Source organism: Luminiphilus syltensis NOR5-1B (genome assembly GCF_000158175.1).
Lineage (GTDB): Bacteria > Pseudomonadota > Gammaproteobacteria > Pseudomonadales > Halieaceae > Luminiphilus > Luminiphilus syltensis.
The window spans coordinates 616,367-633,232 of the sequence record NZ_DS999411.1; the positions used below are offsets into that span (position 1 = coordinate 616,367).

Below are 16,866 nucleotides of genomic sequence, written 5' to 3' on the forward strand. Positions count from 1 at the left end.
GCTTGCCATACGCATTAAGGAGAGAATCATGGGCGATATCTACGACTTTTCCGCAACAACGGCCGATGGCAGCGACGTCAACCTGGCCGACTACCGGGGTAAGGTATTGCTGATCGTGAACACCGCCTCCAAGTGCGGCTTTACCCCGCAATATGAGGGGCTCGAGGCGCTACGAAGTGACTTTAGCGACCGGGGTTTCGAAATCCTCGCCTTCCCCTGTAATCAGTTTGGTAATCAGGAACCGGGTACCGAGGAAGAGATCGTCGAGTTCTGCAGCTTAAACTTCAGCACAACATTCCCACTGTTCGCCAAGATCGACGTCAACGGATCCGATGCCCATCCGCTCTACGAGCACCTGAAAGAACAGGCACCGGGCGTACTGGGTACCAAGTCGATCAAGTGGAATTTCACTAAATTCCTGGTCAATTCCAATGGCGAGGTCGTCAAGCGCTACGCATCAAAAGACAAGCCTGCATCGATCGCCAAGGACATCGAAGCCCTGCTCGAGGCCTAGTGTTCCCGGGTTTCGCGGAACAGGATATCGGGCCAACGCTCCTGCATCAGCGTTAAATTGACCCGGGTTGGCGCGAGATACGTCAGAAAGCCGCCACCGTCTTCGGACAGATTATCGGCGGCCTTTTTCCTGAATTCTTCGAGCTTTTTGGGGTCTTCGGCATCGATCCAGCGCGCGGTGTAGATATTGACCGGCTCGTAAATCGCCTCGACCTTGTATTCGTCCCGCAACCGATAGGCCACTACGTCGAACTGCAGTTGCCCCACGGCACCCACGATCAAATCGGTCGAACTGAGCGGAGAAAACACCTGCGTGGAACCCTCCTCTGAGAGCTGCTGAAGCCCCTTTTGCAGGGCCTTCATCTTCATGGGATCCTTGAGTCGGATCAAACGGAACAGCTCGGGGGCGAAATGGGGAATACCGGTGAACTGCAACTCCTCGCCGGTGGTAAAGGTATCACCGATCTGAATCGTACCGTGGTTGTGCAGTCCGATAATATCGCCGGACAACGCCTGCTCAACCAGCACTCGCTCGCCCGCTTTGAAGGTCACGGCATCCGCTATTTTTACATCTTTACCGATGCGGGTATGACGGATCTTCATTCCCTTTTCATAACGACCGGAACAGATCCGTAGGAACGCGATGCGATCGCGATGTTTGGGGTCCATATTTGCCTGGATTTTGAATACGAAACCACTGAACGGCGATTCGGTGGCGTCGACCTGTCGCGACTGGGTGGGCCTCGGTAAGGGTTGCGGTGCCCATTCGACAAAGTTATCCAGCATTTCGCGAACGCCGAAATTACCGAGGGCCGTCCCAAAGAACACCGGGGTCATTTTCCCGGACAAAAACGCTTCGAGATCAAACACATGGCTGGCACCGCGCACCAGCTCTATCTCATCACAAAAATCGTCGTAATCCTCCCCTAATAGCGCTTTGGCCTCATCGCTTTCAAGCCCCTGTATCCGCTCATCGGGCGGCAGACTACTACCCGATCCCGGCTGGAACAGATGCAGCGTATCGGTATACAGGTTGTAAACCCCCTTGAGAAAGCCCCCCATACCGATGGGCCAGTTGACCGGTGCCGCTTCGATACCGAGCACGGCTTCGATTTCGTCGAGCAGGTCAATGGGGTCACGGATATCGCGGTCAAGCTTGTTAACGAAGCCGATAATCGGTGTGTCGCGCAATCGGCATACATTCATCAGCTTTATGGTCCGGTCCTCCACACCTTTGGCACCGTCAATCACCATCAATGCGGAATCGACGGCGGTGAGGGTGCGGTAGGTGTCCTCGGAAAAGTCCTCGTGCCCCGGCGTATCGAGGAGATTGACAACCCGGTCCCGGTAGGGAAACTGCATCACGGAGGAGGTCACTGAAATGCCCCGCTCCTGCTCCAGGGACATCCAGTCAGAGGTGGCGTGAGGCCCCCGTTTGCCCTTGACGGAACCCGCCACCTGAATCGCACTACCCAAAAGCAGTAGCTTTTCAGTAATTGTCGTCTTGCCCGCATCGGGGTGCGAGATGATCGCGAACGTGCGACGACGACTGATTTCGTTGAGTAAATTCTGATCGGTCATTGAGAAGGTCTTTTGGTTGAATCGCTATTGCAGGATACGGCGCGGCAAAACCGCAGCGATCACGTACGTTGTCGGTCGACGCTTACCCGTTGGCCCTTACTCTTCAGAGTGACCCTGGGAATGCGAAAAACCGGCATCGATCAACGCCGTATTGTAAGTCGATAGCGCCCGACTCACCTAATCTGATCGCCGTTGCTGTGCCAGTGCCGGCTACAAAAACGGGTTAAATATACACAAGCGGTCGGAAATGGACGAATATCCGGGGCGTCTTGCTCTGCCTGCTGTTTCTACCTACCCTCACGGAGGGCGTCAGGAGCGGATAACCCTCAACCGGTGATTATTTTACTACTACTGCTACACGGACTGCTGTCGGTGCTTTTGCTGGGTGCACTTACCCACCAAAGCGCGTCGCTGCTGCGCAGGCGTCCGGAAAGCAATGATCGCTCAATCGAGCCAACAGCGGGCTTTATGGGTCATTACAGCGCTATCAATGGCCGACTCATGGTCACCGCGGTCGTGGTGTGCTACCTGATTACCTTCACGATAGGCGCTGTGCTGTACCCCACCTACCGACTCGATGTCCGCGTCGCCTTCGCCGAAATGCAACTACCGTGGGCCATCGCTCTGTTTGAAATCAAGGAGCACTGGGCTGCACTCGGGTTGGGCCTGCTGCCGTTTTACGTACAATCCTGGCGCAGCGCAGCAATGCGCCAACCCAAATTAGTCCTCACGCTCTGCCTCAGTGTGGTCGTCTGGTTCAACTTTATCGTCGGGCATGTGCTCAACAATTTCAGGGGGCTATAACCGGTGTCGCCGCGAATACCGCTGTTTTCTGCACTCTGGTGTATCGGTTATGCCATTGCCCTCGGCGTTGAGCGGCCATTGTTCTACTATTACCCGCTGGAGGGACAGTGGACCCTAACGCTGGCCACCGACGCCGCGGGCCCCGTTATGCCCTGGTACGGGCTGCTCGCCAGCGCCGCCTTGTTTGCCGTCCTATCGACCGTACTACTCGAGGGCTTTATCCGATTTCGGCAAACCCTCGCGCTCTCGAACGGACTATTGCTTTCGCTTGCGCTTATACCGGTAATTGCGATGGTCGCGACGGCCGCTTTGATGCTGTTTTACCTGCTGTAGAATCACGCCATGCTCGATCTCTTGTCACTGGCACCTGCAAAACGATCCGCCGCTCTCGGCTGTGTTCTGCTGGGCTGTTGCAGCGCTGCACCAAGTACGGGATACGCGCAAATCTACGGCGACTACCTCAGTTATGACCGCGACTCCCAGCAGCCCGCCAACGTTTATTTTGGCGCCGCAAAGAATGCGTCTGGTGGCTACGTGTACGGTGCGACGATCGTGGTGGCTACCGATTACCTCGATTTTGTCGCGGTAACCGATGCGGGGGGGCGATTTCGACTCGAGTTACCCACCGACATCACCCCGCAGCAAGTGGCGGCGCGCTGCTCCCATAGTGATTATCCGCAGTCAAAGGTATATCGCAGACTCCCCCGCGGCCGGGCGGTAACACCGGTGGAAATCACCTGCCGTCTACAGCGATGATCCGACACTCACGAGTCGCCGTGTTTGCGGTTGGGCTCCTGCTGTGCCCGACACTTTCCGCAGCAGAGTTTGTACCCTTACCCGAGGGCGAGGCGCCTTTTACAGCGTTGATTCAGGATACGGCAGCGTTTCAGAGTAGCGCGACCACGGGGGATGCTGCAGACACGCTGAGGCGGGATCAGCGAGCGATTACTCGGCGATGGTTGCAGGCGTTTGTCGAGAAGACGCCGCCTGACTTCCTCAGTTGGCCGACCGAAGCCGACCTTTTCGTCGATAAACCGGCGCTGCCTGGTGCCGAGAGAAGGTCGTTTCCCGGCCCGCCAGTCATCACCAATAGCGAACGTTTGGCGATCAGCCACGGAGGTACCGGCGGACCGCTGATTCACTTTATTCATTACAACCGGGCGCTCGCCGGCTACCTGCGCAAGGAGCAGCTTGACCAACCCAACGCCACAACAAACCGGCACCGCGAAGCAAGGCCGCTACCGTCATTACCCGCCGACGCCGTGGCCATTATGACCGCATGGTGGCCCATTGCCGGTGATCGGGATACACCCATACCCGTTTGGAACCCCGGGCAGCGGCATCGGTCTCAGGGCGCCAATAGTTATCTGAACTGGCCTGAGATCGCCCTGCTATCGGGGGACAACGAGGCGTCGCGTAACGCGGATCCGGTGGCCCAGTTTGCGGGTCGGCGCATTGACCCGAGCCGTCGTCTGCCACCCAATACGCTATATCGCACGCCGTTGAGTCGCCAACAGTCGCTGCAACTGATGCAAAGCCCCACGTTCGCAATGGCTGCGACTATTGCCCTGGGACGCCCGCTTCGGGAGGGAGATTACCTTGGGCTGGTGGGATTCCACTTTATGCACGCGGGGCTGGATGCAGGGATCTGGGGCACCTTTTGGTGGCAACCCGATCTCGACCGCAGTAACCACGGCGTACTGGAGGAACACACACCCTGGCGGCATTATCGCGGCGACCTGACCACCGACCCCATCTACCCTAGAGAACCCGATGGTGGTCCCAATATCTGCTTCAATCCGTGGTTCGACGCGGTGTTCACCGACTCCGGTGAGGGCAACGGACTGCGCGCTAATTGCATGAGCTGCCATCTGCGAGCAGGCTATCCGGCGCAAGGCGCGACCGAGGTGACCCGTGGTCGCCCCAACGCTCTGCCGACGTTACCGGGCCGGCTGGGAACACAGGGATTGTGGTCGATCGCCCACGGTCATCAGCGCTGGATCGCCGGGGAGACAAAACCCGTCGACAACCGCGATTCAGTCAGTCAGTAATTCAACCCGAATCAGTTCAGCGGCGTTTTTATTGGGCAGCCAAACGGTCACCTGCGGCGCCGATTCATCGAGGACCACCTTGCGCGCGTCGTAGTACACCGGCATCAGATAGGACACCACTTCGCCGGTCTCGGGTATTAACCGCAACAGTCGATCGGAGCCCGTGCTCGAAATCCAGATGTGGCCGTTGCGATCAGGGCGGGTAAAATACGGTGAGATATAGCGCGGGCTCAAGGGAAATTCTGTGATCTGATTGGTGGCCAGATCGAGCATGCCGACGCGATCGGCAAAAAACTCGGAAAACCAGAAGCGGTTATTGTCATCGCGATAACCCCGACGTGGGTAGGCATGGGGGGTCGGTGTGGGTATTCGCTCTACGGACCCATCGAGTCCTGCGCGAACAATCGCCGATGTTTCTGAGGCGGTACAGATAAAATCGCCGGCCTCATCCTGATCGAACATGTAGCAGTAATTGAGACGATCCGCGTGGGTCGGTGAGGTCGGCGACGGCAGACCAGCGAAAAGCGCAATGCCTTTACTCAACTCTCCGGTGGCGGTATTGAGGGCAAAGGCATGCTCGTAGCGCTCCTCGCCCTCGGGAGGCTGGGTGATACCCGATCCCCAGAGCATCACCTCGTCGTCACGCACGGGACCGAGAAAGGGATTTTTCCAAATGACCGGCAGGTCAAAAACCTGCCAACGCTCAAGCTCTGGATCGAAAGCGGCGTGCTTATTGCCCATGACCGCGGCCCACACCTTACCTTGAGGATCGACCTGGATATCCTGCACACCAACGATTCGATCAACGCCCTCGCCGGCAGCCGGGGGCAAAAAGTTGGGTGCTGGCCATTCCGAAAATTTACCGGTGGTAGGATTCAACTTACCGAGGTAATCCCAGCCGGTATTGCCGTACCACACATTACCCTGTGCATCGACGTCCAGATCGTGAACAACACTGGCCGGTCGCGGGATCGGGAACACAGTAACCACAGCGCGGGTACCCGCGCCGGCAGGCCGCGGTAGTGTTTGCAACGGATAGTCCCAGCCTGTTTTTTCACCCGCGAGATTGACCGTTGCCAGGTACTCCGAGATCGCCCGGGCATCGCGTCCGTACCAGGCGAGCCCTTCCAGGGGCTCGGGCTCTGCAACCCGCTGAATCCGAACCGATGAGGAGTGATCGGTCTCGTAGGTTTTCATCCGCTGGATGACCTTCATAAAACCGTCCGCATCATGGTTCGACCGGGCGATTCGCTCCAGGGAATGGCAAAACGCGCAATTGACCATATTGCGGGTGAGTAAATCCTTATCTGCTGTCGAACCGGGAAAACTGTTCAACCACTCCAGCGACGTCAATTGGGAGGCCAGCACCTCCGGATCGGTCACTGGTCTCACGGTAATGGTGAGCGAAGAGCCCTCCGCGGGAATGGCGACACGTCTGTTTTCCGGTTGGGCCCATTCGAAACCCGCCGCGCGAATCGAGAGTTCATAAGCACCTTCGCTCAGACGATCCGTTGGAAATACGAATTGACCATCGCTGTCAGTGCTGACCGAGACAGTCATACCACTGTCGGGTTCCGTGGCGCTGACCACCACACCCTCGAGGGGGTCTGCATCCGCGTTGATCACGGAGCCTGACAGGGAGGCCAACACCGGCACGCTGAAAAGTAACAGCATCAGTGCAGCCAAACCGCCGCTGGTCCTGACTCCTCGTTTGACTACCCGCTTCACCATGGAGCACCCCCTCTGCATTAAGAATCGACCGCACATTGCCCGTTACCGGGCGACTGCCGCGGCGACGCCGTCGGCCAGGGCGGTCAGAAGTGCCTCTCCGACGACGGGCAATGTCGGAATCTCGCTACCGATTTCCTGTCGCACCGACGTTACCGCCAGCCCCTGGTAGCCACAGGGATTGATACGCTGGAACGGCTCAAGGTCCATATCCACATTCAACGACACGCCATGGTAACTGCACCCTTTACTGACCTTTAACCCCAGTGCCGCAATCTTTGCACCGTTGACATAAACCCCGGGGGCTTTGGGGTCCGCCTCGGCCTTGATGCCGAAGCCCGCCAACAGATCGATAACCGATCCCTCGATCAGCGTGACAAGCTGCCGCACACCGATACCGGCACGGCGAATGTCGATAAGCAGGTAAACCACCCACTGGCCCGGTCCGTGATAAGTCACCTGGCCGCCGCGATCAATTTGGATAACGGGAATGTCACCCGGCGCCAAAATGTGCTCTTCCTTTCCGGAGATACCCTGGGTGAACACGGGTGGATGCTGCAGCAACCAGAGTTCATCCTCGGCATCCGCCTCCCGCGCTTTGGTGAACGCCTTCATCTGCTCAAAGACAGACGGATACTCGACGAGCCCCAGCCGGCGCAGCTTCACAGGACTAAATCACCATCGAAACCAGGCCCGTTGCCATCAAATCCTCATGCAGAGCCGATAACTGGTCACTACCGGTGGCCTCTATAACGATAGTGATGGAGACAAAGGTACCGGCTCGACTGGCCCTGACCTGCATGAGTGACTGGTCAAAATCATCGGCGTGACGGGTAAAAATCTCGATAATGGCTACTTCGAGCGCTTCCCCGGCGCGCCCCACCACCTTGATCGGGTAGGGACAGGGAAACTCTATCTTGGGCGGATCCTGAGGCGACATGATTACTTAAAAAGTCCGGTGAACCAGAGTGTCAATGCATCCCAGAGTCGCTTAAAAAATCCAGCTTCCGGCGCATCGGCCAGGGCAACCAGCGATTCACGACCCACAGCCTCGCCCGCGACTCGCACTTCGACCTCACCGATGACATCACCCCGAGACAGGGGCGCCTCAATCGGCTCATTAAAGGTCACGACCACTTCGGGCTGTGCACTGCCCCGGGGAATAGTCATTGCGCTGGATTCAAGAACCCCTCCTGCGACGGCATCATCAAGCCCTTTCCACAAACGGGTACTGGCCAATGCGACGTTGGCAACCACGGGCTGTACCGTTTCGTAGAAGCGGAAGCCATAATTCAGCAGAGAACGGGTTTCTGCCTTGCGCGAGCGGGTGCTGTTACTGCCCATGACCACCGATATCAAACGCATGCCATCCCGCTCTGCAGACGCCACCAGTCCGTAGCCCGCAACACTGGTGTAGCCGGTTTTCAGTCCGTCGACGGAAGGGTCGTCACGCAGCAAATGGTTGCGGTTGTACTGGGTGATGTCGTTGTAGGTGAAGGAAAGCTGTTTATAGACTTTATATCGCTCGGGATGGTCGCGAATAATCGCCGCCGCCAGTGTGGCAAGGTCTCTGGCTGAGGTCACGTGCGCAGAGTTGGGCAGTCCATGGCTGTTCACATAGTGGGTCGCCGTCATACCCAGAATCTCGGCGTAGCGGTTCATCATTCCCGCAAAGGCTTCTTCGGATCCCGCGATATGCTCTGCGATCGCCACAGTGGCGTCATTGCCTGAGGAGATCACGATGCCTTTTTCCAGCTCTCCTACCGTCACCGTCTTACCGGGCTCGATCCACATGAGTGACGATCCTCGAAAAGTGGGATTTTGTGACCACGCTGTGCGGCTGACCGGCACTTCGTCGGATAACGACAGCCGACCCGCGTCGATCTCCTCGGCGAGAATATAGGCCGTCATCATTTTGGTCAGGCTGGCGGGGGGAAGCACATCGTCGGCATTGTGCTCAACCAGCACCTCACCAGAATGGAAATCCATTAGCAGATAGCCGTCTGCGGCGATACTCGGTGGTGCCGGAACAACGGACGACGCCAAAACAGATGTGCTGAACATCATCAAAATTACAAATCGCAGCATTCTGACTCTCATTAACTGGATGTGGATGAATTATAGGTTGACTTGAGTTAGCGACAAAACGCGTACTCACGGTAACGGCTGACCCTCGGGAAAGCCCGCCGCGCGAAGCGCTGCCTGTGCCTGCGCCAGTGCAGCTGCATCACTGAATGGCCCGGCGCGAAGCCGATAGAGCCTACCATGAGGGCCATCCACAGGACTCAGCTGCACCGGTGTTTCAATCACTGTGGCAATGCCGCTGGCGAGCTTTTCTGCCGATGCCTTGTTCGAGTAGGCACCGATCTGCAGGTTACGGTAATCACCGTCCTCACTAAACCGTCGATCCTCCGCGCCTACCACCGACAGCGCCTCAACGATGACCGGCGCTGTGCCCTGGTTGGCGAATCCCAGCTTGACCGCAGCGCCATAGGAGAGATCGATGATTCGATTGTCGTGAAACGGTCCACGGTCGTTTACCCGGACGACCATGCTGCGGTTATTATCCAGGTTAGTGACGCGGGCATAGCTTGGTATGGGCAGGGTTTTATGTGCGGCCGTCGCCGCATACACATCGAAAATCTCGCCGTTGGACGTCCTGCGACCGTGGAATTTTGTGCCATACCAGGAGGCCGTACCCTTCTTGCGATAGCCCGCTGCGGAATCAAGCACGGTGTAAGTACGGCCATTCACAGTGTAAGGGCTGATATTCCCCGACAGCCGGATTGGATCGGGACGCACAACGGCGTCGGCCACCATCGCGGGATCGATCGGTGGCGGCGTACCATCACTGACGCCGTCATCCCCTGGCGGTGCGCCACCGCAGGCTGCCATCAACATCAGCAGTACTAGCGTGATTGACCTCACTGGGACCGCATCGCCTCGGCAATGGCTTCGCTCAGTTGCCAGACACTCAATGCATACATCGAACTGTGGTTGTACCGGGTGATGACGTAGAAATTATGCAATCCCATCCAGTACTCCGGTCCGTTCTTACCCTCAAGTTTCATCGCTGTGGCGGCGTCATCGACGAACACCTCACCGAGCGGCTCGAAGCCCATTTCAATAAGCTCGGATACGGTGAAACGAGGCTTCAACCCACCGCCAAACACCTCGGGGGACGCCTTATCACCGGAGGCGGGAACCACCACTTTTCGCCCTGCCCGCCAGCCGTGCTCGATAAAGTAGTTGGCCACACTGGCGATGGCGTCGGACGGGTTTTCCCAGATATCGATGACCTCATCACCGTCGTAATCCACGGCATACGCCCGGTAACTGCTCGGCATAAACTGACCGAAACCCATCGCTCCGGCATAGGAGCCTTTCAGCTGAAGCGGATCCTTACCTGATTCCCAGGCTAGAACCAGGAAATTTTCAAGCTCGGACGTAAAAAATTCGGACCGCTTGGGGTAGTCAAATGCCAATGTCGCCAGTGCATCGACCACACGATAACTCCCGGCAATACGGCCGTAGTAGGTTTCCACACCGATAATGGCCGTAATGATCTCCACCGGCACTCCGGTATCAGCGGCGACCGTCGACAACACATCGGCGTGTTGGGCGGCGAACTCCACCCCCGCGTCGATCCGCTTCTGCGTCATAAAAATATCGCGATATTCGTGCCAGGGTTTGGTTTTTTCAGCCGGGCGCGACATGGCATCGAGGATGCTTTGCTGGCGTGACGCCGCGGCGATGACAGACTCCGCCCACTCTCGATCCACACCCTCGGCAACCGCCGCATCCACCACAGCGACACCGGCGGGCTGGGAGGCATAGTCTCCAGCCAGCAACCGCTGCGAAGCACCACAGCCGAGCACAAACACCAGTGTGGCCGTCACGGTTAGTACCCGATAGTTCATCCTGACTCCTTTATCCTTCACTTACTGCCCAATACTCCAGTACGGTCATTGCACGGCTGTCATTGCACGGCTGTCATTGCACGGCTGTCATTGCACGATAATGCGCCGCTCGGTACTGATTGCCATCAGGACGCCAAAACCGAGCATCAGTGTTACCACCGACGTGCCGCCAAAACTGATTAGCGGCAGCGGCACACCCACCACCGGGAGTATGCCTGCAACCATACCCATATTGACGAATATATAGACGAAAAATGTGAGCGTAATGGCACCTGCCAGTAGCCGACCGAATGCACTCTGGGCATGCAGGCCAATCCAGAAGCCGCGCAATACCAGCAGCAGATAAACGCCGAGTAGTGCCAGTACGCCCTGCAGTCCAAACTCCTCCGCCAGCACCGCAATGATGAAGTCGGTCTGGCTTTCAGGCAGAAAATCGAGGTGGGATTGCGTGCCCTCAAGCCAGCCCTTTCCGTTCCATCCCCCGGAGCCAATGGCGGTTTTAGACTGGATGATGTTCCAGCCCGCACCCAGCTTATCGGACTCGGGGTCGAGCAGCGTCAGAATACGCTGCTTCTGATAATCCTTCAGCAGAAACAGCCAGGCCGGCCACGCGGAGGCGACAAAGAGCGCGACAGCGCCCCCGATGTAAAGCCAACTGATACCAGCCATAAAAATAACAAAAAGGCCACTGGCGGCGACCAGCAGTGAAGTGCCCAGATCGGGCTGGATCACAATCAGTCCAGCGGGCAATGCGACAAGCAGCAAAGATCCGATCAGAGGCAGGGGCCGAGGAGGAATCGTGTAGCGACTGAACCACCAGGCAATCATCAGTGGCATCGCCAACTTCATAATCTCTGAGGGCTGAAAACGGATAACAGATAGATCCAGCCAACGCTGCGCACCCTTGGCACCCACGCCGAAAAAGGGTACCGCCACCAATAGCATCAGGCCCATAGCATAGAATACCACCGCCCATCGCCGGTAGGTCTCGATACCGATCTGGGCCGCCGCCAACATGACAATAAAACCGATCACGAAATTACGCACCTGGCGCATTACGGTATCGACGTGCTCATTAGACGCGCTATAGAGCACCACCAGGCCACCGGCGACCAGCGCCAGCAGAGGGATTAGCAGGTAGGCATCAATGTGCAGGAATTGCAGCACGGTTTTACGTCGAGAAAAATCGCGCTCTGAGCCCGGTAGAGACCGCTCGTAATCAGCCATCGGCAATACCTCCGAACCAGGCGTCCATGACCTTTCGTGCGACCGGATAAGCGGCACTACTGCCACCTCCATTCTCAGCAAGCACTGCCACCACAATCTCGGGATCGTCCACCGGGGCAAAGGCAACGAATAAACCGTGGTTGCGATGTCGCTCTGCGATGGCATCCTCGTCGTAAACCGCGTCCTGCGCGATGCCGATGACCTGGGACGTCCCCGTTTTTCCGGCGATCGTGTAAGACGCGCCCTTGCCGATGGCTCGCGCCGTTCCACGGCGACTGTGCACCACATCCATCATGCCGGCGATCACCGCAGACCAGTCTTTCTCTGACGCCGTCAGCGGCTTTCGCAGCAGGAACCCCACGGGCTGGTTGTCGATTCGACGCACCAGCGACGGGACACGACTTGTCCCCCGATTGGCCAGTACCATGGTGGCCTGGGCCAGTTGCACCGGCGTCGCGAGCATATAGCCCTGACCAATCCCTGCACTCAGGGTTTCACCGGGATACCAGGGCTGCCCCAGATAACCCCGCTTCCATTCTCTATTGGGCAGTATGCCCGCCTTTTCACTGGTAATGTCGATTCCCGTTTTTTCACCAAATCCGTAAGGTTTGAGGGACTGTGCGAGTCGGTCAATACCCATACGCCGGGCGAGATCGTAGTAGTAGACGTCGCAGGATTCTGCGATCGCCATCTTGAGATCGACCTCGGGAGCGTGACCAGTGCCACGAATACGCAATATCCAGTCTCGATAGCGACGAGAATCTCCCGGAATCCGATACCAACCCGGGTCGGGTACGGTGCTCTCGGGGGTAACCAGTCCGAGTTTCAACCCGGCAAGCCCCAGCATGGGCTTTACCGTTGAGCCCGGCGGATATTGGCCCTGGACCGCGCGATTCAGAAGCGGCGTGTCGGGCGAATCGCGCAAAGCCGCATAATCGCGACTGCTGATGCCGTTCACGAATAAATTGCTGTCAAAGCCGGGGTTGGATACCAAGGCCAGAACACCGCCGGTTCGCGGGTCCATTGCCACGACGGCTCCACGCTGCTCTCCCAGCGCATCGTAGGCGGCGCGCTGTAAATCGAGATCGAGGTGCAGCCGCAGGATCGCACCGTCTTTTGGAGGTTGTTTGTCGAGCACGCGGAGAACGCGTCCGTGCGCGTTGGCCTCGACATTCTGGTAACCGACCTGACCGTGCAGGATTGCTTCATAGCGCCGCTCCAGACCGACCTTGCCAATATGGAGCGTGCCGCTGTAATTCGCCGCATCAATGCGAGCGGCTTCGCGCTCATTGATACGTCCGACATAACCCACGACATGACTGAGCAAGTCACCGTGCGGGTAATAGCGAGTCAATTGCGCCTCAATGGTCACCCCGGGCAGGTCATGGCGGTTGACCGCGATTATTGCCTGCTCGGTATCGGTCAACTGCAGCTTGAGCGGCACCGGTTCGTAGGGCCTGCGGCGATGTCGTCGCGATTCGAATCGCGCCAGGTCCTCAAGTTCAATAACGATTAATTCGCCGAGTCGATCGAGCAGTCGATCGATGTCATCGGCGCGCTCAATCACGATCGACAAACGATGCGAGGGCTTATTGGTCGCCAGCAGTCGACCCTTGCGATCCATAATCAGGCCACGGGTCGGTGGAATCGGCTCGAGCCGGACGCGGTTGCGATCGGATTCGGTGAGGAACTGCTCGTAGTTGGTGATCTGAAGCGAGTAATACCGGGCAACCAGCCCGACCATCAGGGCCGTCACCAACAACCCTGCCAGCAGCACCCGGCCGGTATTGATGCTTGATTCGCGGCCTGTGTCCCGCAGGGAATCGCGCTCACCGAGCATGCATCAGGCCCGGTGGTAGGGGTGTTGTGCGTTGATCGACCACGCTCGATACAACTGTTCTGCCAAAATCACCCTGACCAGTGGGTGCGGCAATGTGATGCGACCGAGAGACCATTGGGCAGTGGCGCTCTGCCCGAGTTCGGGATCGATACCGTCGGGGCCACCAATCACAATGGCCGCCGATTCACCGTTCAGCTGCCAACGGGCAATCTGTGCCGCTATGGCTTCGGTGGACACCAGGGTACCACCCACGTCGAGCACGACGAGATGCTCTCGCGGTTTAATCTGGCGACGGATCGCGTCGGCCTCGGCCGCCATCAAGCGCTGCGGCGCGTCGCCCTGCCGCTTGGCCGGTGGAATGCTGTGCCAGCTTACCTTGAAGTCGCGGGGCAACCGCTTCTGGTACTCATCGACCCCTGTATCGACCCACCGCGGCATCTTCGCACCTACTGCGAGGACGCGAATCGCCATCAGCCCGGTGCGGGGGCGGCTGCAGACCACAGCCGCTCCAGGTCGTAAAAGCCGCGTGTAGCGGGCTGCATAACATGGACCACAACATCGCCAAAATCGACCAGTACCCACTCCCCGGCATTCTGGCCCTCGACCCCAATGGGTCGGGCACCCTGCTCCTTGGCGGTAACAATGACGTTGTCCGCCAGCGACTTCACATGCCGCGATGATGTACCGCTGGCAATCACGAGGAAGTCCATCACCGAAGATACCGAGCGGACGTCTATGACCACAGGCTCAACCGCCTTGAGATCGTTGAGCGCTGACAATGCCAATGCTGATAGTTCGTCGCCGTGGGGGATGCTGTCTTCAGTCACGGCTTCCCCGGGGCTTTGGTAAATGAGTAGAGATCATGCATGGCAATATACTCGATAACGGGGTCCGGCAGTAGAAATCGAACATCGCTACCACTAGTTAGTCGCTCCCGAAGGTCGGTCGACGATACGGTCAAGGGCGGCTGCCGTATCATCGCAATACGGCCATGGGCACTGTTACGAAGCGTTCCGGCAGCGGCGTTGTGCGCCTCTAGCCAGGCACTGACACCGTCGGGAACCCCGCCGATACCGGTTGCCCGTTCAAGGATGGCGACGTTGGCCAGTGAGAGCAGGGTTTGCCAGCGGGACCAGCGATCGAGGCTGCACAGGGAATCGCTACCCATAATAAAGGTCAGCGACACGTGATCGCCCAACTCCGAACGCCATTCCCGCAACGTGTCAACGGTGTAGGACGGGCCTTCACGCCTGAGCTCCCTATCGTCCAATTCAAACCCCGGGACCCCACGAATGGCCAACTCAACCATCGCCGCGCGATGCCGGGGGGTGACCGTGGGTGCGTCTTTCAACGGCGGGGCAGCGGCCGGCAGCAGAACGAGACGCTCCAATCCCAGTCGCTCTCGGGCCTCAATCGCCCCGCGAAGATGGCCAATATGTATTGGGTTAAAGGTGCCGCCCAGAATGCCAATTGCGGTCGCCATTTAACTGCGCACGTGTCCCTCGCCAAAAACAACGTACTTCTGCGAGGTTAATCCCTCGAGGCCAACCGGTCCGCGAGCATGGAACTTATCCGTGGAAATGCCGATCTCGGCGCCCAGTCCGTATTCGAAGCCATCGGCGAAACGGGTCGATGCATTGACCATGACGGAACTGGAATCAACCTCGCGAAGAAAACGCATCGCGCGACCGTGGTGCTCGGTGACAATGCTCTCGGTGTGGCCCGATCCGTAGCGCGCAATGTGCTCCATGGCGTCTTCGAGATCGTCAACCACACGAATCGAGAGAATCGGAGCGAGATACTCGGTGCCCCAATCTTCTTCGGTAGCGTCGATGGCGATAGCAGGAGCAATCTTTCGGCTCCGGGGGCAACCCCTTAACTCCACTCCTCGCTGCTGCAGGGCATCGACCAATCCCGGGAGTAGCGACTGCATGCCCTGCGACACCAGGAGTGTTTCCATGGTATTGCAGGTGCCGTAGCGCTGGGTTTTAGCGTTCAGCGCAATGGCCGGCCATCGCGGGGTCGGCGCTGTCATCGATGTAGACGTGGCAAATACGTCAAGATGCTTGATGACCGGCACCCTGGCGTCGGCCGCGACGCGCTCGATCAGCCCCTTGCCCCCACGGGGTATGATCACATCCACCGCCTCGGGGGCGGCAATTAATGCGCCGACGACGGCCCGGTCGGTGACCTGAACCACCTGCACCGCCGACTTATCAAGCCCAGCCTGCTCAAGACCGCTCTCTATCAGCGCGCCGAGAAACCGATTGCTGTCGATCGCCTCGGAACCGCCGCGCAAAATCACCGCATTGCCCGACTTGAGGCACAGGCTCGCGGCCTCAACCGTTACATTCGGACGCGACTCATAAATCATCCCGACCACCCCAAGCGGCACCCGCATTTTGCCCACGCGGATTCCAGAATCCATGGTACGCACGTCATCCATGGCGCCCACCGGATCGGCCAATGACGCCACCTGTTCCAGGCTGAGCAGCAAGTCGTCGATACGCGCCGGCGTCAATTCGAGTCGGTCCAGTAACGCCGGGTCAAGGCCCGTGCTTCTGCCGCGCTCGAGATCCTTTTGATTGGCTTCCAGCAAGCCTGTGCGGTGATCTGATATCGCCGCGCCAATGGCAGCCAACGCCTGGTTGCGCACTGCCACAGGCGCCGCCGCCAGTTGCCGCGCTGCGACTCTCGCATTGTTTCCAAGTTCGGCGACCAGGGTTTTCGGGTCCATTTTCAGTCCTCTTTTCCAGCGCGCAGTATAAGGGGTGCCGCCCGCGATGTAAGGCGCCGGAGTACCTTTATGGAGTGCGTCGTGTGCAGGGCCCGACGCGGCACGATGGGGGCTGGTTTACCGCGCCATAAATTTTGTTGACAATCATTCTCAATCGCATTAACTTTAATCGCATGTACGTATGCGTCTGCAAAAAGGTGTCGGATCGAGCGATCGCAAAAGCGGTTGCCGGTGGCGCGCGGTCGTTCCGTGAAGTGCGCGACGAGCTGGGCGTATCCACCCAGTGTGGCAAGTGCACTTCACTCGCCCGAGAAGTGGTTTCCGACTGCATCGAAGCCAGCGAAAAGAGCAACAACTTCTACGATGCCGGCGGCTTCGCCACCGCCTGAGTGCAGTCAATAATCACTCTGATTATCATTATTTTTTCTTAAATTTCAGAAACTTACGCAGACGATCAGTTGCAGC

The 16,866-nt window shown here is 58.2% G+C and carries 19 protein-coding genes; 6 read left to right on the forward strand and 13 right to left on the reverse strand.

Translation table 11 applies throughout. The annotated features are described in order from the left end of the window. Positions 1-28 precede the first annotated feature (28 nt). On the forward strand, positions 29-514 hold the full coding sequence (locus NOR51B_RS02755) for a glutathione peroxidase (RefSeq protein WP_009021498.1): 486 nt from the start codon (positions 29-31) through the stop codon (positions 512-514). Here the strand turns inward: NOR51B_RS02755 and NOR51B_RS02760 are convergent. Beyond that, positions 511-2,094: a peptide chain release factor 3 gene (locus tag NOR51B_RS02760; protein ID WP_009019339.1), complete on the reverse strand. Its 1,584-nt coding sequence runs from the start codon at positions 2,092-2,094 to the stop codon at positions 511-513. The genes NOR51B_RS02755 and NOR51B_RS02760 overlap by 4 nt on opposite strands. A 333-nt stretch (positions 2,095-2,427) precedes the next feature. On the opposite strand from NOR51B_RS02760, the gene NOR51B_RS02765 reads away from it, so the two are divergent. Genes NOR51B_RS02765 through NOR51B_RS02780 form a run of 4 tightly spaced genes read left to right on the forward strand, consistent with a single transcriptional unit; the run spans position 2,428 to position 4,949 of the window. Next, positions 2,428-2,898 carry a hypothetical protein gene (locus NOR51B_RS02765; RefSeq protein WP_009020167.1) on the forward strand — a complete coding sequence of 157 codons (471 nt, stop codon included), beginning with the start codon at positions 2,428-2,430 and terminating at the stop codon, positions 2,896-2,898. A 3-nt stretch (positions 2,899-2,901) separates the two neighbouring features. Then, on the forward strand, positions 2,902-3,231 hold the full coding sequence (locus NOR51B_RS02770; protein WP_009021708.1) for a hypothetical protein: 330 nt from the start codon (positions 2,902-2,904) through the stop codon (positions 3,229-3,231). A 9-nt stretch (positions 3,232-3,240) separates the two neighbouring features. Continuing rightward, positions 3,241-3,654, forward strand: coding sequence for a hypothetical protein (locus NOR51B_RS02775; protein ID WP_009020430.1), 414 nt, complete (start codon positions 3,241-3,243; stop codon positions 3,652-3,654). 20 nt (positions 3,655-3,674) lie between these two features. Next, positions 3,675-4,949 carry a hypothetical protein gene (locus NOR51B_RS02780; protein ID WP_040481646.1) on the forward strand — a complete coding sequence of 425 codons (1,275 nt, stop codon included), beginning with the start codon at positions 3,675-3,677 and terminating at the stop codon, positions 4,947-4,949. Here the strand turns inward: NOR51B_RS02780 and NOR51B_RS02785 are convergent. From NOR51B_RS02785 to NOR51B_RS02840, 12 genes are all read right to left on the reverse strand, one after another. Next, positions 4,935-6,680, reverse strand: a complete 1,746-nt coding sequence (locus tag NOR51B_RS02785) for a carboxypeptidase regulatory-like domain-containing protein (RefSeq protein ID WP_009019298.1) — start codon at positions 6,678-6,680, stop codon at positions 4,935-4,937. The two genes, NOR51B_RS02780 and NOR51B_RS02785, sit on opposite strands and share 15 nt — an antisense overlap. Before the next feature lie 42 nt (positions 6,681-6,722). After that, complete coding sequence (lipB, locus tag NOR51B_RS02790) at positions 6,723-7,343, reverse strand: lipoyl(octanoyl) transferase LipB (RefSeq protein ID WP_009021204.1); 621 nt, start codon at positions 7,341-7,343, stop codon at positions 6,723-6,725. A 4-nt stretch (positions 7,344-7,347) separates the two neighbouring features. Then, positions 7,348-7,617 carry a YbeD family protein gene (locus tag NOR51B_RS02795; protein ID WP_009020885.1) on the reverse strand — a complete coding sequence of 90 codons (270 nt, stop codon included), beginning with the start codon at positions 7,615-7,617 and terminating at the stop codon, positions 7,348-7,350. Positions 7,618-7,619: 2 nt separating this feature from the next. Then, positions 7,620-8,765 carry a D-alanyl-D-alanine carboxypeptidase family protein gene (locus tag NOR51B_RS02800; RefSeq protein ID WP_009018881.1) on the reverse strand — a complete coding sequence of 382 codons (1,146 nt, stop codon included), beginning with the start codon at positions 8,763-8,765 and terminating at the stop codon, positions 7,620-7,622. A 66-nt stretch (positions 8,766-8,831) separates the two neighbouring features. Next, complete coding sequence (locus NOR51B_RS15835) at positions 8,832-9,605, reverse strand: septal ring lytic transglycosylase RlpA family protein (RefSeq protein WP_081443877.1); 774 nt, start codon at positions 9,603-9,605, stop codon at positions 8,832-8,834. Continuing rightward, entirely contained in the window at positions 9,602-10,597 is a 996-nt protein-coding gene (gene mltB, locus NOR51B_RS02810) for a lytic murein transglycosylase B (protein ID WP_009021080.1), read from the reverse strand. The genes NOR51B_RS15835 and mltB overlap by 4 nt, the downstream gene beginning before the upstream one ends. An 87-nt stretch (positions 10,598-10,684) precedes the next feature. Further along, positions 10,685-11,824: a rod shape-determining protein RodA gene (gene rodA / locus NOR51B_RS02815; protein WP_009019093.1), complete on the reverse strand. Its 1,140-nt coding sequence runs from the start codon at positions 11,822-11,824 to the stop codon at positions 10,685-10,687. Then, entirely contained in the window at positions 11,817-13,664 is a 1,848-nt protein-coding gene (mrdA, locus tag NOR51B_RS02820; RefSeq protein ID WP_009020122.1) for a penicillin-binding protein 2, read from the reverse strand. Before mrdA ends, rodA begins: the two co-directional genes overlap by 8 nt. Positions 13,665-13,667: 3 nt before the next feature. Then, the gene (gene rlmH / locus NOR51B_RS02825) at positions 13,668-14,165 is read right to left on the reverse strand and encodes a 23S rRNA (pseudouridine(1915)-N(3))-methyltransferase RlmH (RefSeq protein ID WP_230198386.1); all 498 of its coding nucleotides are present in this window, start codon (positions 14,163-14,165) and stop codon (positions 13,668-13,670) included. Beyond that, positions 14,135-14,491, reverse strand: a complete 357-nt coding sequence (gene rsfS / locus NOR51B_RS02830; RefSeq protein ID WP_009018993.1) for a ribosome silencing factor — start codon at positions 14,489-14,491, stop codon at positions 14,135-14,137. The genes rlmH and rsfS overlap by 31 nt, the downstream gene beginning before the upstream one ends. Beyond that, on the reverse strand, positions 14,488-15,147 hold the full coding sequence (gene nadD, locus NOR51B_RS02835) for a nicotinate-nucleotide adenylyltransferase (RefSeq protein WP_040481652.1): 660 nt from the start codon (positions 15,145-15,147) through the stop codon (positions 14,488-14,490). Before nadD ends, rsfS begins: the two co-directional genes overlap by 4 nt. After that, positions 15,148-16,401, reverse strand: a complete 1,254-nt coding sequence (locus tag NOR51B_RS02840) for a glutamate-5-semialdehyde dehydrogenase (RefSeq protein ID WP_009019915.1) — start codon at positions 16,399-16,401, stop codon at positions 15,148-15,150. Between the two features lie 134 nt (positions 16,402-16,535). Here NOR51B_RS02840 and NOR51B_RS02845 point away from each other — a divergent pair, with 134 nt between their 5' ends. Then, entirely contained in the window at positions 16,536-16,790 is a 255-nt protein-coding gene (locus NOR51B_RS02845; protein ID WP_009019189.1) for a (2Fe-2S)-binding protein, read from the forward strand. The last annotated feature ends 76 nt before the right edge of the window (positions 16,791-16,866 follow it).

What these genes read in the sequence shown, in the direction of transcription:
- NOR51B_RS02755 (WP_009021498.1), top strand. Translation starts at nt 29, where the DNA reads ATGGGCGATATCTACGACTTTTCCGCAACAACGGCCGATGGCAGCGAC.
- mltB (WP_009021080.1), bottom strand. Translation starts at nt 10,597, where the DNA reads ATGAACTATCGGGTACTAACCGTGACGGCCACACTGGTGTTTGTGCTC.
- NOR51B_RS02795 (WP_009020885.1), bottom strand. Translation starts at nt 7,617, where the DNA reads ATGTCGCCTCAGGATCCGCCCAAGATAGAGTTTCCCTGTCCCTACCCG.
- NOR51B_RS02840 (WP_009019915.1), bottom strand. Translation starts at nt 16,401, where the DNA reads ATGGACCCGAAAACCCTGGTCGCCGAACTTGGAAACAATGCGAGAGTC.
- NOR51B_RS02785 (WP_009019298.1), bottom strand. Translation starts at nt 6,680, where the DNA reads ATGGTGAAGCGGGTAGTCAAACGAGGAGTCAGGACCAGCGGCGGTTTG.
- NOR51B_RS02760 (WP_009019339.1), bottom strand. Translation starts at nt 2,094, where the DNA reads ATGACCGATCAGAATTTACTCAACGAAATCAGTCGTCGTCGCACGTTC.
- NOR51B_RS02800 (WP_009018881.1), bottom strand. Translation starts at nt 8,765, where the DNA reads ATGCTGCGATTTGTAATTTTGATGATGTTCAGCACATCTGTTTTGGCG.
- nadD (WP_040481652.1), bottom strand. Translation starts at nt 15,147, where the DNA reads ATGGCGACCGCAATTGGCATTCTGGGCGGCACCTTTAACCCAATACAT.
- mrdA (WP_009020122.1), bottom strand. Translation starts at nt 13,664, where the DNA reads ATGCTCGGTGAGCGCGATTCCCTGCGGGACACAGGCCGCGAATCAAGC.
- NOR51B_RS02775 (WP_009020430.1), top strand. Translation starts at nt 3,241, where the DNA reads ATGCTCGATCTCTTGTCACTGGCACCTGCAAAACGATCCGCCGCTCTC.
- rodA (WP_009019093.1), bottom strand. Translation starts at nt 11,824, where the DNA reads ATGGCTGATTACGAGCGGTCTCTACCGGGCTCAGAGCGCGATTTTTCT.